The 16143-nt window shown below is 71.2% G+C and carries 15 protein-coding genes; 8 read left to right on the top strand and 7 right to left on the bottom strand.

Annotated features, from left to right (window positions below):
- Positions 1–68 precede the first annotated feature (68 nt).
- Complete coding sequence (locus tag QSK37_RS00075) at positions 69–965, bottom strand: IclR family transcriptional regulator (RefSeq protein WP_285616661.1); 897 nt, start codon at positions 963–965, stop codon at positions 69–71.
- Positions 966–1329: 364 nt separating this feature from the next.
- Here QSK37_RS00075 and QSK37_RS00070 point away from each other — a divergent pair, with 364 nt between their 5' ends.
- The 5 genes from QSK37_RS00070 (at position 1330) to QSK37_RS00050 (ending at position 6999) form a co-directional block, all read left to right on the top strand.
- Positions 1330–2484, top strand: a complete 1155-nt coding sequence (locus QSK37_RS00070; RefSeq protein ID WP_285616659.1) for a hypothetical protein — start codon at positions 1330–1332, stop codon at positions 2482–2484.
- Positions 2478–3791: a histidinol dehydrogenase gene (hisD, locus tag QSK37_RS00065; protein WP_285616658.1), complete on the top strand. Its 1314-nt coding sequence runs from the start codon at positions 2478–2480 to the stop codon at positions 3789–3791. The genes QSK37_RS00070 and hisD overlap by 7 nt, the downstream gene beginning before the upstream one ends.
- A gap of 4 nt (positions 3792–3795) precedes the next feature.
- Positions 3796–4761 (top strand): sugar kinase, encoded by a 966-nt coding sequence (locus QSK37_RS00060; protein WP_285616656.1) that lies wholly within the window; start codon positions 3796–3798, stop codon positions 4759–4761.
- 76 nt (positions 4762–4837) lie between these two features.
- Positions 4838–5008 carry a hypothetical protein gene (locus tag QSK37_RS00055; RefSeq protein WP_285616653.1) on the top strand — a complete coding sequence of 57 codons (171 nt, stop codon included), beginning with the start codon at positions 4838–4840 and terminating at the stop codon, positions 5006–5008.
- 449 nt (positions 5009–5457) lie between these two features.
- Positions 5458–6999, top strand: coding sequence for a hypothetical protein (locus QSK37_RS00050; RefSeq protein ID WP_285616651.1), 1542 nt, complete (start codon positions 5458–5460; stop codon positions 6997–6999).
- A 236-nt stretch (positions 7000–7235) separates the two neighbouring features.
- Here QSK37_RS00050 and QSK37_RS00045 read toward each other — a convergent pair whose 3' ends face one another.
- The 4 genes from QSK37_RS00045 to QSK37_RS00030 form a co-directional block, all read right to left on the bottom strand.
- Positions 7236–7919 (bottom strand): hypothetical protein, encoded by a 684-nt coding sequence (locus QSK37_RS00045; protein WP_285616649.1) that lies wholly within the window; start codon positions 7917–7919, stop codon positions 7236–7238.
- Positions 7920–7962: 43 nt separating this feature from the next.
- On the bottom strand, positions 7963–8733 hold the full coding sequence (locus QSK37_RS00040) for a S1 family peptidase (protein ID WP_285616648.1): 771 nt from the start codon (positions 8731–8733) through the stop codon (positions 7963–7965).
- 126 nt (positions 8734–8859) lie between these two features.
- Positions 8860–10143 carry an erythromycin esterase family protein gene (locus QSK37_RS00035; protein ID WP_285616647.1) on the bottom strand — a complete coding sequence of 428 codons (1284 nt, stop codon included), beginning with the start codon at positions 10141–10143 and terminating at the stop codon, positions 8860–8862.
- Between the two features lie 47 nt (positions 10144–10190).
- Positions 10191–10832 carry a CatB-related O-acetyltransferase gene (locus tag QSK37_RS00030; RefSeq protein ID WP_285616646.1) on the bottom strand — a complete coding sequence of 214 codons (642 nt, stop codon included), beginning with the start codon at positions 10830–10832 and terminating at the stop codon, positions 10191–10193.
- A 96-nt stretch (positions 10833–10928) separates the two neighbouring features.
- On the opposite strand from QSK37_RS00030, the gene QSK37_RS00025 reads away from it, so the two are divergent.
- A complete protein-coding gene (locus QSK37_RS00025) occupies positions 10929–11570 on the top strand; it encodes a TetR/AcrR family transcriptional regulator (protein ID WP_285616645.1) in 642 nt (213 codons plus the stop codon).
- A 3-nt stretch (positions 11571–11573) separates the two neighbouring features.
- Here QSK37_RS00025 and QSK37_RS00020 read toward each other — a convergent pair whose 3' ends face one another.
- Positions 11574–13001, bottom strand: a complete 1428-nt coding sequence (locus QSK37_RS00020) for a rhamnulokinase (protein WP_285616644.1) — start codon at positions 12999–13001, stop codon at positions 11574–11576.
- A gap of 1 nt (position 13002) precedes the next feature.
- Positions 13003–14001, bottom strand: coding sequence for a LacI family DNA-binding transcriptional regulator (locus tag QSK37_RS00015; protein ID WP_285616643.1), 999 nt, complete (start codon positions 13999–14001; stop codon positions 13003–13005).
- A 264-nt stretch (positions 14002–14265) separates the two neighbouring features.
- Here QSK37_RS00015 and QSK37_RS00010 point away from each other — a divergent pair, with 264 nt between their 5' ends.
- Together QSK37_RS00010 and QSK37_RS00005 are read left to right on the top strand one after the other, a co-directional pair.
- Positions 14266–15777, top strand: a complete 1512-nt coding sequence (locus tag QSK37_RS00010) for a sugar ABC transporter ATP-binding protein (protein WP_285616642.1) — start codon at positions 14266–14268, stop codon at positions 15775–15777.
- Positions 15777–16143: ABC transporter permease subunit (locus QSK37_RS00005; protein ID WP_432705509.1), on the top strand; the 367-nt coding region annotated here is incomplete at its 3' end. The genes QSK37_RS00010 and QSK37_RS00005, both read left to right, overlap by 1 nt.

The raw sequence follows: 16143 nt of genomic DNA, 5'->3' as shown, positions 1-16143 counted from the left end.
ACCCCCTCCGGGTGGACAAGAGTCAGATATCGGCCCGTTCCGGGCCGGATTCACGCGGCCTGGGCTGGTCAGTCGGCCTGGCCGGAGCGGTGGCCGAGCCGCATGGAGACCTGGCCGGCCACCTCAAGAACTCCGTCGACGACCTGGCGCAGACGATCCCCGTGCAGGTCCCGGGCGAAGCCGGTCACTCCGACGGCGCCCGCCACCCGGCCCTCGTTGTCGAAGAACGGCGCGGCCACACAGCCGATGTCGGCCTGTTCTTCTTCGTCCTCGACGGCGTAGCCGTCCTGGCGCACCTTCTCCAGGTCGCGTAGGAAGGCCGCCGGGTCCGGCGCGTGGGCGTTCGGCCCGCTGCCGGTCGTCAACTGGGACAGCAGCGGGGCCAGCTCGTCCTCGGGCAGGTAGGCGGCGATGGCCCTTCCCAGGGCGGTGAGGTCGAAGGGCGAGACCTTGCCCAGATAGGTGTTGAACTGGATGAAGGCGTCGCCGGCCTCCTTGGCCACGTACACCACGGACGACCCGGTCAGCATGCCGATGTGCACCGGCATCGTCAGCCGGTCCGCCAGTGCGCGCATCTCGTCACGGGCCACCGTCGACACGTCCGCCTTGCGTACGAGCTGGGCGCCCAGCCCGTACAGGCGGAAGGTCGCCCGCCAGAAGTGGCTGCGGCCCACGACGCGGCGGGCGGCGTACCCCCGCTCCTCCAGGGTGTTCACGATCGCCGCGCAGGTGGCGAGCGGGATGCCCGTGCGCCGCGCGAGGGTGGTCAGCGTCATCCCGTCGTTCTCGGCCACGAGCGTCTCCAGCACCGTCAGGGCGCGCCCGACCGCGGGGGAGGAGGCGCGGGTCGGCGACGGGCGGTCCGGCCGGGGTCGCTCGCGTGCCGGCGGCTCCTCAGGCGGCATCTGCGGATACGCCGATCGCGATCCGTCATCGCTGACGCTCTCCTGCCGGCTGCGGCTCATCCCGTCCGTCCTTGGGTGTGCTCGGGGAACGGACTGGTGCTCCAGTCCGTCATTCGTGACCCGGCCGCCGGGCGACGAACTCGATACGGCCACAACGGGGCCGCGGGGGCTGTGAGAGTTCTGCACGATGATCCGGCAGCCAGCCACAGCGTAGACCCGCCGGCCGGCAGGGGCCTCCATGCCACGGGCGGAGGGCCGGGGACGCCAGGACGGCGACCCGCCCGGCCCGGCGCCTTCTCGACGACCGGCTCCGCGGTCGAAGTTCGCGAGGTCGAGGTCTTGCCTCGCCGATACGCCACTGACACACTCCCTTCCACGACATATCGATCATATATCCAATATTTGGGAGATAGAATTGCGCCGGATGGCACCGGTGGACGCCTCAGCGGTGTACGTCTTCCCGGAGGACGTGCTGCTCACGGGGGCGGAGCGGATCTGCGAGCTCGCCCACGACCTCGGGGTGGGCGCGGTATCGGTGTGCCTGCGCTACCACGCCTCCCGACGATGGATGCCGCGGCACCGTACGTTCGCGCACAGCCGCTCCGGCGCGATGTACTGGCAGGCCGAGGCCGGCGCGTACGGCGCGCTGCGGCCGGCACGGGTCGTCGACGAGGCGATCGAGGCGGCGCTGCATCGCCTCCGACGGACGACCGACCGTCACGGCCTGGCGTTCCACGGCTGGCTCGTCGTCCTCCAGGACGCCGGCGTGGTCGCCGCGCACCCCGACACCGCGACCACCACATTCGACGGCCGTCCGCATACGGAGCTGCTCTGCCCGGCCGGCGAGCGCGTCCGCGGGTTCGCGGCCGACCTCGTCCGCGACGTTTGCGCCCGGTTCGCACCGCGCCTGCTCGACCTCGAAGCCGTCTTCTTCTCCTCCTGGCAGCAGAGCTACGCCGTAGCGGTGGAGATCGACACGGTCCGCGAGGAAACGCGGCGGCTGGTCACACAGTGCGCGTGCGCGAACTGTCGTTCGCTGCTCGCGCGCCACGGCGTGGAGCCGGGTGACCTGCGCGCCGCGGTCGAGGCGTCGGCCTCGTACGGGTCCGCCGCCGGGCCGGAGGCCGGCCCGCTGCTCGACCGGATCGCCCTGGCGCGGGCCGAAGGCGTACACGCGCTCCTCGACGAGGTACGCGACGCGGCGCGCGCCACCGGGACGCTGATCCGCCCGCTGGTGTTCGCCGACGCGGACGGCGCCCGCCTGCAGGGGGCATGGGGACGGGGGCTGGCGGCGGCCGACGCGGTGGGGATCGGCGCGGACCTGACCGGCGGTCTCGACGCCGACGTACGCGAGGTGATCGCCCCGCCCCCGACGCCGGTCACCGTCTCACTCACCTGGAGCCCCGGTTGGACGCCGGACGTCGTCGACGCGGGCGTCGCGGCGCTGATGTCCCAGGGCGTCCACGCGGTGAACCTCTACAACCTCTCGCTGGTCCCTTCCGGCCGGCTGGAGGATCTGGCAGGTGTGGCACGCCGGTTCCGGCCGGCCATCGGAAAACTGGGAGGTGCTGGATGGTAGTGCTGAAGGCGGCGAGTACGACGGCCCCGGCGCAGCGGACGGCCGTGGCCGACGTGGTGACGGGCATCATCGAGGACGTCCGCGCGCGTGGTGACGAAGCGGTGCGGGCCTACTCGGAGAGATTCGACTCCTGGTCGCCGTCGAGCTTCCGGCTCGGCGAGGAGGAGATCGCGCGGATCGTGGGGCGCGTACCCGAGACGGTTCTCGACGACATCCGTTTCGTGCAGACGCAGGTGCGGGAGTTCGCCCGGTACCAGCGTGACTCGTTGACCGACATCGAGGTCGAGACCCTGCCGGGCGTACGCCTGGGCCACCGGCACATCCCCGTCTCCGCGGCCGGCGCGTACGTGCCGGGCGGCCGGTACCCGTTGGTGGCATCGGCCCACATGACGGTGGTGACGGCGAAGGTGGCCGGCGTACGGCGGGTCGCCGCCTGCACGCCGCCGATCCGCGGTGCGGTACCCGACGCCACGGTGGCGGCGATGCACCTGGCCGGCGCCGATGAGATCTATCTGCTCGGTGGCGTGCAGGCCGTGGTGGCGATGGCCCTGGGCACCGAGTCCATCGCCCGGGTGGACATGCTCGCGGGGCCGGGCAACGCCTACGTCGCGGAGGCGAAACGCCAGTTGTTCGGGGAGGTGGGCATCGACCTGTTCGCCGGGCCGACCGAGATCCTCGTGCTCGCCGACCACACCGCCGACCCGTTCGTGGTCGCGGTGGACCTGCTCAGCCAGGCCGAACACGGGCCGGACTCGCCGGCCATCCTGATCACCACGTCCCGTTCCGTCGCCGACCAGGTGATCGGGCACATCGCCGAGATCCTTCCCGGGATGCCCACACGGGACATGGCCGAGCCGGCCTGGCGCGACCACGGCCAGGTGCACGTCGTGTCCGACCTGGACGAGCTGTACCGGCTGGCCGACGAGTTCGCCAGCGAACACGTCGAGGTGCTCACCGCGTCGCCCCGCGAGGCGCTGGACCGGATGCGGAACTACGGCGCGCTGTTCCTCGGCGAGGGCACGTGCGTGTCGTACGGGGACAAGGTGATCGGCACGAACCATGTCCTGCCGACCCGCGGAGCCGCCCGCTACACCGGTGGGTTGTGGGTCGGTAAGTATCTGAAGACGGTGACCTACCAGGAGGTGCTCGACCGGCAGGCGAGCGCGCGTCTTGGCCGGGTGTGCGGCCGGGCCAGCCGGGTGGAGTTGTTCGAGGGGCACGCACGTTCGGGCGACGTGCGTGCGGCGAAGTACGCCGGCGACTCGTTGCCGTGGTCCCAGCACGACGTCTCGGCCGGCCAGAGCTGAGCCGATGTCCGGTACGCCCGAGGTCGTGACATGCGGCGAGGCGATGTTGCTCTTGCTGGCCGAGCCGGGCGTGCCGCTGGCGCGGGCACGCCGCTTCGGGTCCTCGGTCGCCGGGGCCGAGAGCAATGTCGCCATCGGGCTGGCCCGCCTCGGCCACTCGGTGCGCTGGATCGGTTCGGTGGGGTCGGACCCGGCAGGGGACGCGGTGCTGAGCATGATGCGCGCGGAAGGCGTCGACGTCTCCACGGTCACCGTTCACCCAACGGCTCCCACCGGCCTGCTGCTGCGCGACAGCCACGCGACGCGCGGCATCGACGTGCAGTACCACCGCGCCGGCTCGGCGGCGTCGGCGCTCGCGCCAGAGTCGGTGCACGCGCCGCTGCCCTCCGGCACCAGGCTGCTCCACCTCACCGGCATCACCGCCATGCTCTCCGACTCGACCCACCGGCTGACCAGACACTTGATCGACACGGCGCGCGACGAGGGAGTGATGGTCTCGTTCGACCCGAACGTCCGCCACAAACTCGGCGCTCCGGATCGCTGGCGCACGGTAGTGGGTCCCCTGCTCGGCCAGGCCGATCTGGTGCTGGCCGGCGCCGACGAGTTGGAGATGCTGACCGGACAGGACGCGGAACGCGCGGTGCGCACGTTGCGCGACGGCGGTGTCGAGGGCGTGGTGGTCAAGTACCCCGACAAGTCGACGGTGCTGACGAACGCCGCCGGCACGTGGGCACGGCCCGCGTTCCCCGTACCGGTGACGGATCCGGTGGGCGCGGGCGACGCCTTCGCGGCCGGGCTGCTCTCCGCGCTGTTGCGCGAGGTCCCGCCCGACCGCGCGCTGGCGGAGGCGGCGACCGTCGCGGCGCTGGTCGTCCAGTCCGCCACCGACATCGACGGTCTGCCCACGTCCGCCCAACTGGCTCGGGCGCTCGCGCACCTCGCCGGCCATTCCGATCCGGTGTACCGCTGACGGCGCGGGAGATGTGATGTGTCGCGGGGAGGTCATGCCGAAACCCTGATCGACGCCGGCGGAGTGGGTTCGCGCCATGGAGATCGGCGCCGACGCCGTCAAGCTCTTCCCGGCGTCCGCCTCCTCGCCGGCGGTGCTGCGCGACATGCTCACCGCGCTGCCGCGGGTACCCGTCGCCCCCGGCCGGAGCGATCGCGTGCGGAATCGGCTCGGCGCTGACGGTGGCGGGCGGCGACGCGACCGGTGATCTGCTGGATCGGCGGCCGCGGCACGCCGAGCGCTCGCGGACCGTCGGCCCACCATGCGCCGGCCGCGCCGACCCTCCGCGCACGTCACGGAGCCGGCGGAACGCCGGTGCCACGGTGGGCGCGATGCCGTCCTGAACGGCTCTTGCGTGGTCCACGTCACCCTGATACACATATTCAGTAAGCCGAATATATTTACGAAATATCGAAGAAAGCGGGATGCGCGAAGGAGGGCGCGCTCCCGGAGTGCCACGACCACCGCCGGTCGGGCCTGACCTCGGCGGTCGTGTTCCCCAAGCCGTTCTCTCCCGACTCCCACCCGCCGGCCGGGCACGCCCCACCTTGCGCGGATCGCCTCCGCTCCCGTCGCACCGACCGGTCCGGGCCGGACGTCACGTCCCGGCCCACCTCATCGACCGCTTCTCCTGACGTCCCCCACGAAGGAGTCACGATGCGAAGATCCCTCACCTCCACCGCCCGGCTCGCCGTCACCGCCGCGCTCGCCGCGGTCCTCACCACCGGCGGCGCCGCGAGCGCCGCCCACCCGGCGCGTACGGCGCGCCCGGCCGCCCTTCCGGCCGCGCCGACCACGAACCGGCCCTGGGTCCCCGCCGACGGTGTCCGGGCCACGCACCCCGGCGGCAACACGATCGGCACGCAGGTGCGGGAGGCCAAGCCGCGCAAGGACGGGTACCGGCACATCGACACGCCCCGGCTCATCAAGCGGCTGAAGGAACTACACGTCAACACCTTCTACTACACGGTGTGGGACATGCCCACCGACTGGGCCGACTTGAAGGACGAGTTCGCCCCGGCCGCCCAGCGCGCCGGCATTCGCGTCTGGGTGGGCCTCGCGCCGCCCAGCGAATGCTTTCCCAACGACGACGCGCACCTCGCGGGCCGCTGCTCCCGCCCGTACGAGACCGACTTCCTCACCTGGGCCGACCAGGTCGCGCGGCTGTCGAAGACGTACTCGAACGTGGTCGCCTGGGCCATCGACGACTTCCTGGCTTCCGACAACGCCGAGCTGTTCACCCACGACTACCTCAGCCGCATGCGGCAGATCACCAAGTCGATCAACCCGGACCTGGGCCTGTACACGATCGCGTACTACGGCACCGCCACGAACCCGGGCTTCTACGCGACGTACGGCGACGTCATCGACGGCGTCGTGTACCCCTACCTGGGCAAGGACAACAACACCAACGACGCGTCGGCCGTCGCGGCGAACCTCGACGCCATCCGGACGCTCACCGAGCAGAAGCACCTCAGCCTCATCCTGCTCGACTACTCCGGCCGGCTGCTCGACAGCGTGCTCGCGCCCACGGCGCGGTACGTCAACGACGTGCTGGACGTCGGCATGCGCTACACCCGCGAGCACAAGATCGACGGTGTGATCTCGTACGGCACCCAGCTCACCGGCGAGAACCTCACCGACCCCAGCCAGGGCCCGCGCCAGGGCGACGGACGCCTCGCGCTGACCGTCGCCCCGCACGTCGGCACCAGAACCGGCGACTACGCGGAGGCCTCCCAGGAGGTCACCGTCGACCCGACGTCGCCGCGGTACGAGCTGTCGTGGTGGCACCGCGACCCGTTCTACGGCGGCCTGGGCGGCTATCACTTCAAGCAGGTACTGATCGATGACCAGGTCATCTGGGAGTCCGACGTCACCGACTGGTTCAACTTCATGTGGATCAACGGCTCGGACCGGCAGGGCCCGGTGGACGTCACCCAGTTCGTGAAGGGCAAGAAGAAGGTGAAGCTGTCCTTCCGTCTGTACGAGAGGCAGGGTGTGGGCGACTACTACACCGACGCGACCTTCGACGACCTGTCCTCGATCGGCCTGGACATCCGCGACCCCGGGTTCGAGCACCCGTCGGCCTGGCAGATCAGCGGCAACAGCGATCACGTCAACGCGACCGTGCACGTGTACCACCACGACGAGCCGGAGCGGATCTTCCGGACCGTCGCCAGGCAGTTCGCACGGCACTGACGGCCGCCGGCGGTCATCAGGGCGGTGTCGCGCCGGGTCGGACTCACGTCCGTGAGTCCGACCCGGCCGGACGCCGGCGGCCGGCCGGAACCTCGGATCGGCACCTCCACGGGTACGGGAATGTCCGGGCCGTCGCCGTGGAGCAGGACGGACGCGTCGAGGACGCGGGCGCGTAGAGCCGCGACCGGCGGCAGACCACCCGTCACCAGATCGACCAACGTCCCAGGGCGGTGGACCTAGCTCGGTACGCCGAGGACGGCCGCGAGCCGGCGGAGCCGGTCCACGCCCGGCGGGATGTGCTCGGGTGTCAGGCGGTGCCTCTCGACGACCATGAGTTCGCCGCCGCTGATGCTCCAGTTCGGCGCCTGGTCGCGCAGGTGCGCGTCGATGAGGGCGGGGGACAGGAGCGCCCGCGCCGCGTACGGGTCGGCCGCGTCCACGCGGAAGCGCCGGTCGAACTCCGGATGCCCGATCTCGGTCCCCGAATGCCCGCCGAGGGACTGGAGTACCCGCGAGCCCAGGCTGCGGTTGCCGACCGTGATCTCGGGCCACATCCCCGGCAGCGTCGCGACGAACACCGCCAGGTTGACCTCGATCGTCTGCGTGCCCTGGGAGTTGGTGCTCGTGGTCTCGTACCGGCAGTCGGCGGCGGTCACCGGCAGCACGCCAACGGTCCCGTACGCGAACCGCCGCATCCGGAATCCCCGCAGGTGAGCGAGTCGTGGCCGCCAGCGGGTGGCGGCGTCGCCCTCGTGCATCCGCCACCCGCTGGCCATGGTCCAGGCGTAGAGCGCGTCGAGGCGGCGCCGCTCGGCCTTCATGCTCGCGGCACCCAAGGCGCGGAAGAGCACGACGGTCCCGGCGACCACGACACCGGCGACGAACAGCAGCACGATTATCAAAGCCACGAACCCGCCCATGGCAGCATGATCGCGGATGCCGCCGGTTCCCGCGACGAATCGGTCAGGGCAGGGTGACGTACTTGCCGAGGAACGCCCGCGCCGTGGGCGTGTCGAGCCGGTAGTCGAGGTTGGTCATCCGGCACGCGTCGTCGTCACCGCTGATCGTGGTGGCCACGACCAGGTCGGAGGTGGGCCCGCCAAGGAAGTTGGGGCCGCCCGAGTCGCCGAAGCAGGTGCTGCCGTCCTTCTTTCCGTCCATCGACAGCTTGAGCCACGAGCGGGTGAGGCTGCCGAAGGAGATCGACGTGAGACGGCGGGTGTCGGAGTAGTGGTACGTCTTCCCGTCGCCGGTCGGCAGGGCCGAGCCGTAGCCCACCGGGGTGAACACCGACTTGCCCAGGGTGCCGTTGGCCTCGAGCCGGTCCAGCAGCCCCGCGGTCGGCAGGCGTGCGGGCTTGATGCCGGCGATGGGAGTGCTGAAGACGACGACCGCGATGTCGTGGAGATCGGACTTCTCGGTGTAGTCGGGGTCGGCCACGTAACGGCCGACGTAGACGCCGGAGCCGAGCTGGTAGTGGCTGGAGAACGAGACCAGCGCGGTCTTCTGGCCGTTCTCACCGCAGTGGGCGGCGGTGAGGAAGACGGTCGGCGAGATCAGCGTGCCGGTGCAGTACGACCAGGTGCCGTCGGCGTACGCCTTGGCGTTGACCATGGCGCCCACGGCCGGGTGCGTCTCGCCGTCGGGCGTGCCATTGGTGATCGCTGATGCAGGAGCGGGGAGGAGGACCGCGATCAGGGCGGCAAAGACCGCGGCAAGGGGGACAAAACGCATGCACGCACCTTAATACCGCAGGTCACCGTATGGGTAGGCAAGTTACCGTCTGATGTAGATATGAGTAAAAAATCTACCTAAGTGCTCGCTCGTGTCCTGAGTGACGGAGGAGACGGGGCGGGATTCTCAGCCCTTGACGTCGTCGGCCACGGTGGAGGTCGAGGTGCTGAGGATGCCGTCGAACGCCTCCAGGACGGGGGTGTGCACGTAGGCGCTCTGGATCCGGATGCGGTCGGGGCCGGTGCCGCCGGGGAGTTCGCGGCGGGCCCGGCGGAGATCGGCGACGGCGAGCCCGAGGCCGGCGTCGGCGAAGGCGGCTTCGACGCTTCCCGGCTCGGGCGGCTCCAGCGGGGTGTCGTCGACGACGAAGCCGAACCGCGCGTTCTCGTCGCGGCGCATCTCCGCCGTGTGGCCGGCGGTGCTCGTCAGGCCGAGGGCGAAGTAGTCGTCGCCCAGCATGCCGCGCAGGTGCTGTCCCATCGGCAGTCCCGTGAGGTGACCGTCGAAGGAGATCGGCGACGTCTGGAGGTGGGCGTTGTGGGCCGCCAGCACGACGCGGGTCCCCGGTTCGAGGCGCTCCAGGTGCCAGCGGACCGAACCGGCCATGTAGACCTCCCGGGCCGAGGTGTCGGCGGTCAGGCCGGTGCCGGCGAACAGCTCGGCCATGGCGCGGAACGTGTAGTCCCCGTGGCAGGCGCCTTCGAGGCGTCGCAGGGCGATGTCGTAGCTCCGCTGGTCGCCGCGGGAGACGTACAGCGGTTCGACGGAGCGGAACCGGATGAGCAGCCGCATCAGGACCGCGCTCAGGGCGTCCTGGTCGGCGGTGGCCAGGCGCGCCCACGCGGGCGCGGCCACGGCCGCGGAGTCGCCGGCGAACGTCTCGGCGATCCGCATCGCCGTCTCGACCGCCGGCAGGGCCTCGGGATCGATCTCGCGCAGGTAGTCGGCGACCGGAGCCAGGGCGGGAAGCAGCGATCCGCCGGCCGCCGGAACGTCGATCCCGGCGAAACGCACCGGTCGCGAGGCCGTGCGGTTGTGCCGGCGGATCCAGCGCAGCGGCTCGTCGAGGCCCACGGGGATCGCCGCGGCCGTGCGGGCCGACAGGTCGTCGTCCGTGCCCTCGCCCCGCGCCCACGCGTCGAGGGGGAAGCCTTCGCTGAAGCCGTACTCGAAGGCCAGGACGGCGAAGCCGCGGCGTTCGACCAGGAACCGCAGGATGCGCCGGCGCAGAAGCGCGAACTCGTTGATGAAGTGGGAGTTCTCGCCGATCGCGACGACACGCGCGTCGCCGATGACGTCGCCCAGCGGCTCGAGGTCGTCGAGCGGCGCCTCGGGGTCGAGGTGGGTGAGCGGGACGGCATGGCCGCGAAGCCAGCCGGCGAACGGGTCGTGATGGGGTGAGGCAGGCACGTCGGCAACTCGATTCTCAGTGACTGGTCGTCCTTCGCCGGGGCCGGTCAGCGGTCCGCGGCGTTCTCCAGGTCGTCGATGCCGCCGGAGATGATCGTTGGAATGTGCTCGGTGATGTGCTGGAGCGGCCAGTCCCACCAGGCCAGGGCCAGGAGGCGGTCGATGTCCGCGTCGCTGTAGCGGCGGCGGATGAGCCTGGCCGGGTTGCCGCCGACGATGCCGTAGTCGGGGACGTCGTCGACGACGACGGAACCGGAGGCGACGATCGCCCCGTGGCCGATGCGGACGCCGGGCATCACCATGGCCCGGTAGCCGATCCAGACGTCGTTGCCCACCACGGTGTCACCCCGCCCGGGGAGGCCGGTGATGAGGTCGAAGTGCTCGGCCCACGAACCACCCATGATCGGGAACGGGAACGTCGAGGGGCCGTCCATGCGGTGGTTGGCGCCGTTCATGATGAACCGCACGCCCTCACCCAGCGCGCAGAACTTCCCGATGACCAGTTTCTCCGGCCCGTAGTGGTACAGCACGTTACGGGTCTCGAAGGCGGTCGGGTCGTCCGGATCGTCGTAGTAGGAGAACTCCCCGACCTCGATCAGCGGCGAGGTGATCAGCGGCTTCAGCAGCACCACCCGCGGCTGCCCGGGCATCGGATGCAGCACGGTCGGGTCGGCGGGAACGGCCGGCATCGAGTCTCCCTCCTGAGAAGATGTGTCTTAGTGCGACAAGCGACGCATTAAGATACTGGCATGACACCGTCCGACCGAGCAAACGGGTTACCGGCGATGACTTCCGCAGCGCCAGGACCGAACGACGCCCCGCCGACCCGGCGCCGGCCCGGTGGCCGTACCGCCCGCATCCGTACGCAGGTGCTCGACGCGGTCCGCGCGGAGCTCGGCGAGCACGGCTACGACGGGCTCACCATGGACGCCGTCGCGGCCCGCGCGGGCGTGCACCGCGCGACCGTGTACCGGCGCTGGGGCGACGTCGGCGGCCTGCTCGCCGACGTCCTCGACGCGGCCGGCGACGACGACTGGCAGCCGCCGGACACCGCCTCGCTGACCGGCGACCTGGCGGCGCTGAACCAGGAGATTCAGGCGGCCCTGACCGCGGAGCCGCCGGTCATGGCGGCCCTGATCGCCGCGTCGTTCCGCTCGGAGCAGGCCGACCACGCGCAGCGGCGGCTCTGGGAGGACCGGTACGCCCGCTGCGAGGTCATCGTCGACCGCGCCGTCCGGCGCGGCGAACTCCCGCCGCACACCGACGCCCGGCGGCTGCTCATCGCCGCGACCGCGCCGGTGTACCACCAGCTGGTGCTTCTGCGCACGCCACCGGACCCGCACCTGCCCGACCACGCGGCCAGGACCGCCGCTCTCGCCGCGTCCGCCGGTGCCTTCGCCGTGCCCCCGCCGGCCGGCGGGGGATGAGCGCTACGGCAGGCCGATGCGCGCGGCGGCGCGGTCCCAGGCGGTCTTGTCGCCGCGTGGCTCGTACGTGACGAGCTCCTGGGTGCGGCGGACGAGATCGCGGGGGTCACCGTCGTAGCCGTCCGCGCGGGCCTGGACCAGTGCGTTGCCGATGGCCGTGGCCTCCACCGGGCCGGCGACGACCGGCAGGCCGCAGGCGTCGGCGGTCAGCCGGCACAGCAGCGCGTGGCGTGCCCCGCCGCCCACGATGTGCACCACGTCGACCGCGCGCCCGGACAGCCGCGACGCCTCACGGATCGCCGCGCGGTGGCCGAGGGCCAGACTCTCCAGGATGCAGCGGACCGTCTCCGCGCGGCCGGCCGGCGGACGCTGTCCGGTGCGCTCGCAGTGCGCGGCGATGCGGGCCGGCATATCGCCCGGCGGCAGGAACTCCTGGTCACCCGGGTCGACGAGCGCGGCGAACGGCGGCGCCTCGGCCGCGGCGGCCAGCAGGGACGACAGCGACGACGCCGTCTCGCCCCACGCGCGCAGCGACTCCTGCAGCAGCCACAGGCCCATGATGTTGCGCAGGTAGCGGATCGTCCCGTCGACGCCGACCTCGTTGGTGAACCCGGCGGCGCGGCTCTCGGCGGACAGCACCGGAGCGGTCAGCTCCACCCCGGCCAGCGACCACGTGCCGCACGAGACGTACCCGAAACGCTCGTCGGCGGCGGGTACCGCGAAGACGGCCGAGGCCGTGTCGTGCGAGCCGACGGCGGTGACGGGCAGCGAGGACGGCAGACCGGTGCCCGCGGCGACGTCGGCGCGCAGCGTGCCCACGGGGGAGCCGGTCGGCCGCAGAGGCGGGAACAGGGAGGGCGGCAGGCCGAGCCGCTCGATCAGCGGGTACGCCCACGCGCCGGCCCGCACGTCGTACAGGCCGGTGGTCGAGGCGTTCGTCACCTCGGCGCCGGTCGCGCCGGTCAGCCAGTACGCGAGCAGGTCCGGGACCATCAGCAGCGTACGGGCCTGCGGGGGCAGCGGGGAGGACAGCAGCTGGTAGACGGTGTTGAACGGCAGGAACTGCAGGCCGCTCACGCCGTACAGGGTGTCCGCGCCGACCTCGGCGACCACGCGTTCCAGGACGCCGTCCGTACGGCCGTCGCGGTAGTGGACCGGGTTGCCGATGAGGGCGCCGTCCTCGTCGAGCAGGCCGTAGTCGACCGCCCAGGAGTCGACGCCCACCCCGTCGCAGGCGCCGGCCGCCCGCAGCCCGGCGAGCACCTCGCGGTACAGGCCGAGCACGTCCCAGTGCAGCGTCCCGGCGACGCGCACCGGCTCGTTGGGGAACCGGTGCGCCTCGCGGAGGACGAGTTCGCCGGCACCGACGCGTGCCACCATCACCCGGCCGCTGGAGGCACCGAGGTCGACCGCGGCGTAGGTACCCGCCATCTCAGCCGCTCGACTCGCGGACGACCAGCTCGGGCTGGAACATGATCTGCTGGTGCGCGTGGCCGGCCGGGTCGTCGCACTCGTCCAGGAGCAGCTCGGTGGCGATCTTGCCGAGCTGGTACGTCGGCTGACGGATCGAGCTGAGGGGTACGGCGGCGGCCGAGCTGAACTCGATGTCGTCGTAGCCGATGAGCGCGACGTCCTCGGGGACGCGCACGCCCGCCTGGAGCAGGACGCGCAGCACGCCGAGGGCGAGCAGGTCGTTCGCGCAGAACACGGCGTCCGGCAGCCCCTCGTCGAGGAGGGTACGGGCGGCGAGTTGCCCGCCGTGCGCGTTCATCTCCGGGACGACGATGTCGGTCAGGTCGCCGGGCAGAAGGTCGGACGTCTCCAGCGCCCGCAGGGCTCCGCGCCGCCGGTCGCTGCACTGGCGTATCGCCTTCGGGCCGCTGACGAACGCGAGCCGCCGCGCGCCTTTCTCGATCAGGTGGCGCACCGCGAGCTCGCCGCCGGCGACGTCGTCCACGGCGACCGAGCACACGTCACCGGAGGCCGAATGGTCGACGAACACGACCGCGACGCCGTGTTCGCGGAGCCGCAATAGATCGGAGGTGTCGTCGCCCGCCGGAGTGATGAGCACGCCGCGGACCCGCTGTTCGGCCAGGACCCGCAGGTTGCGCGCCTCCTTCTCCGGCGACTCGCCCGAGTTGCACAGGATGACCGCGTGGTCGCGGTCGCTGACGACGTCCTCGACGCCGCGCGCGACCTCGACGAAGAACGGGTTGCCGACGTCGAGCACGACGAGCCCCACCGCCCGGCTCTGTCCCGCGCGCAGGGTCGACGCCGAGCCGTTCCGGACGAAGCCGAGTTCGCGGATGGCCTCTTCGACGCGCGAGCGGGTCGCGGCGGCGACGCGCTCGGGGCGGTTCAGCACGTTCGAGACCGTGCCGGGAGACACACCGGCCCGCCGCGCGACATCCTTGATGCCCACGGTCACCATCGCCGCGCCTCCTCCAGCCAGTGGCGTTCACTAAAGCGAACTCATTAAAACGTGTCAACCGGGACCGGGCGAAGCGGCCGACGCAGTGCCGATGGTGACTTTCTCGTTATCTGTTCCGCATAACAGCAGCTCAGAGCCTTGATGGCCACGGAGGGTCAGGGGCGGGGGGCAGATCGACCCCTTGACGTAGCTCCCGGTCAGACTTAGCGTCCCGGGTCAACTTCGTTAAAACGTTTTTACATCGTTCACTTCCGGGAGCGAAGCATGAGCGAGCCGCCTCCGATCCTGGCTCTGGAGAACGTCGGCAAGTCGTTCGGCGCCGTCCAGGCCCTGCGGGGCGTGTCGCTCGACCTGCGCGGCGGCGAGATCCACGCGCTCGCCGGGGAGAACGGCGCGGGCAAGTCCACGCTGGTGAAGATCCTGGCCGGGGTGCACCGGCCGGACGAGGGCACCGTCCTGCTCGACGGGCGGCCGCGGGAGTTCCGCGGCCCCGGTGACGCGCAGCAGGCGGGTGTCGCGGTGATCTATCAGGAGCCGACGCTGTTCCCCGATCTGTCGGTCGCGGAGAACATCTTCATGGGTCGTCAGCCGCGGGCGAGTTTCGGGCGGATCGATCGTCGGGCGTTGCGTGCGGAGACGGCGAGGTTGTTCGAGCGGCTGGGTGTGGCGTTGGATCCGGACCGTCCGGCGCGTGGGTTGTCGATCGCGGACCAGCAGATCGTGGAGATCGCGAAGGCGATTTCTCGTGATGCCCGGGTGTTGATCATGGATGAGCCGACGGCGGCGCTGTCGGGTAATGAGGTCGCGCGGCTGTTCACGGTCTCCCGCGCCCTTCAGGACCAGGGTTGTGCGCTGCTGTTCATCTCCCACCGGTTGGAGGAGATCTTCGAGATCTGCCAGCGGGTGACGACACTGCGCGACGGGCGGCTGATCGCCACCGAGGACCTCGACGGCCTCACGCCCGACGACCTCGTCCAGCGGATGGTCGGCCGCGAACTGGACACGCTCTATCCCAAGCAGGACACCACACTCGGCGACCCCGTGCTGGAGGTGTCCCGGCTGACCCGCGAGGGCGTCTTCACCGACGTGTCCTTCGAGGTGCGCGCCGGAGAGATCGTCGCGCTCGCCGGGCTCGTCGGGGCGGGTCGCAGCGAGGTCGCCCGCGCCGTGTTCGGCATCGACCGCTACGACGCCGGGGCTGTCACGGTCGGCGGTCGGCGACTGCCGGGCGGCAGTCCCACCGCCGCGATGTCGGCGGGAATCGCGCTGGTGCCGGAGGATCGGCGTCAGCAGGGTCTGGTCATGGACGGTTCGATCGAGCGCAACATCGGTCTGACCCAGTTGAGCTCGCTGCGTCGCGGACCGGTGATCTCCCGGAAGGTCGAACGGGATCGGGCGGCCGACTGGGCGATCCGGCTCCAGCTCAAGTACGCCCGTCTCAGCGACACCGTCGGCGTGCTGTCCGGCGGCAACCAGCAGAAGGTCGTGCTCGCCAAGTGGCTGTCCACCGAGCCGGTCGCGCTGATCGTGGACGAGCCGACCCGGGGCATCGACGTGGGCACCAAGGCGGAGGTGCACCGGCTGCTGTCGCAACTCGCCGCCGACGGCCTCGCCGTGCTGATGATCTCTTCCGACCTGCCGGAGGTGCTCGGGATGGCCGACCGGGTGCTCGTCATGCACGAGGGCCGGCTCGCCGCCGAGATCCCACGGGACGAGGCGACCGAGGAGACCGTGATGGCGGCCGCGACCGGCCGTACCCGGGAGGAGGCGGTCTGATGGCCACGACCACCGCGACCACCGCCGCGGCCGGACCCGGCGACGCCGGCGGGCGGCGCCTCGTCGACACCGTCCTGCGCGCCCGCGAGCTGAGCATCGTCGCCGCGCTCATCGTCCTCGTCGGAGTCACGACCGCCGTCAACTCCTCGTTCCTGTCGACGCAGGGCGTGAAGGACATCTTCCTGAACGCCTCGATCCTGGCCTTGCTCGCGGTCGGGCAGACGATGGTGGTCATCACGCGCAACATCGATCTGTCCGTGGGGTCGGTGGTGGGTCTTGTGGCTTTCGCGTCGGGCAAGTTCGTGCTCGGTCATGACCGGAACATCGTCTTGGTGCTGGTGTTGGGCATGGTGATCGGTGCGGTGT

This window comes from Actinoallomurus iriomotensis, from assembly GCF_030269445.1.
GTDB lineage: Bacteria > Actinomycetota > Actinomycetes > Streptosporangiales > Streptosporangiaceae > Actinoallomurus > Actinoallomurus iriomotensis.
The sequence above is the reverse complement of the archived record's forward strand: the minus strand, read 5'-3'. Positions and strand labels throughout refer to the sequence as shown.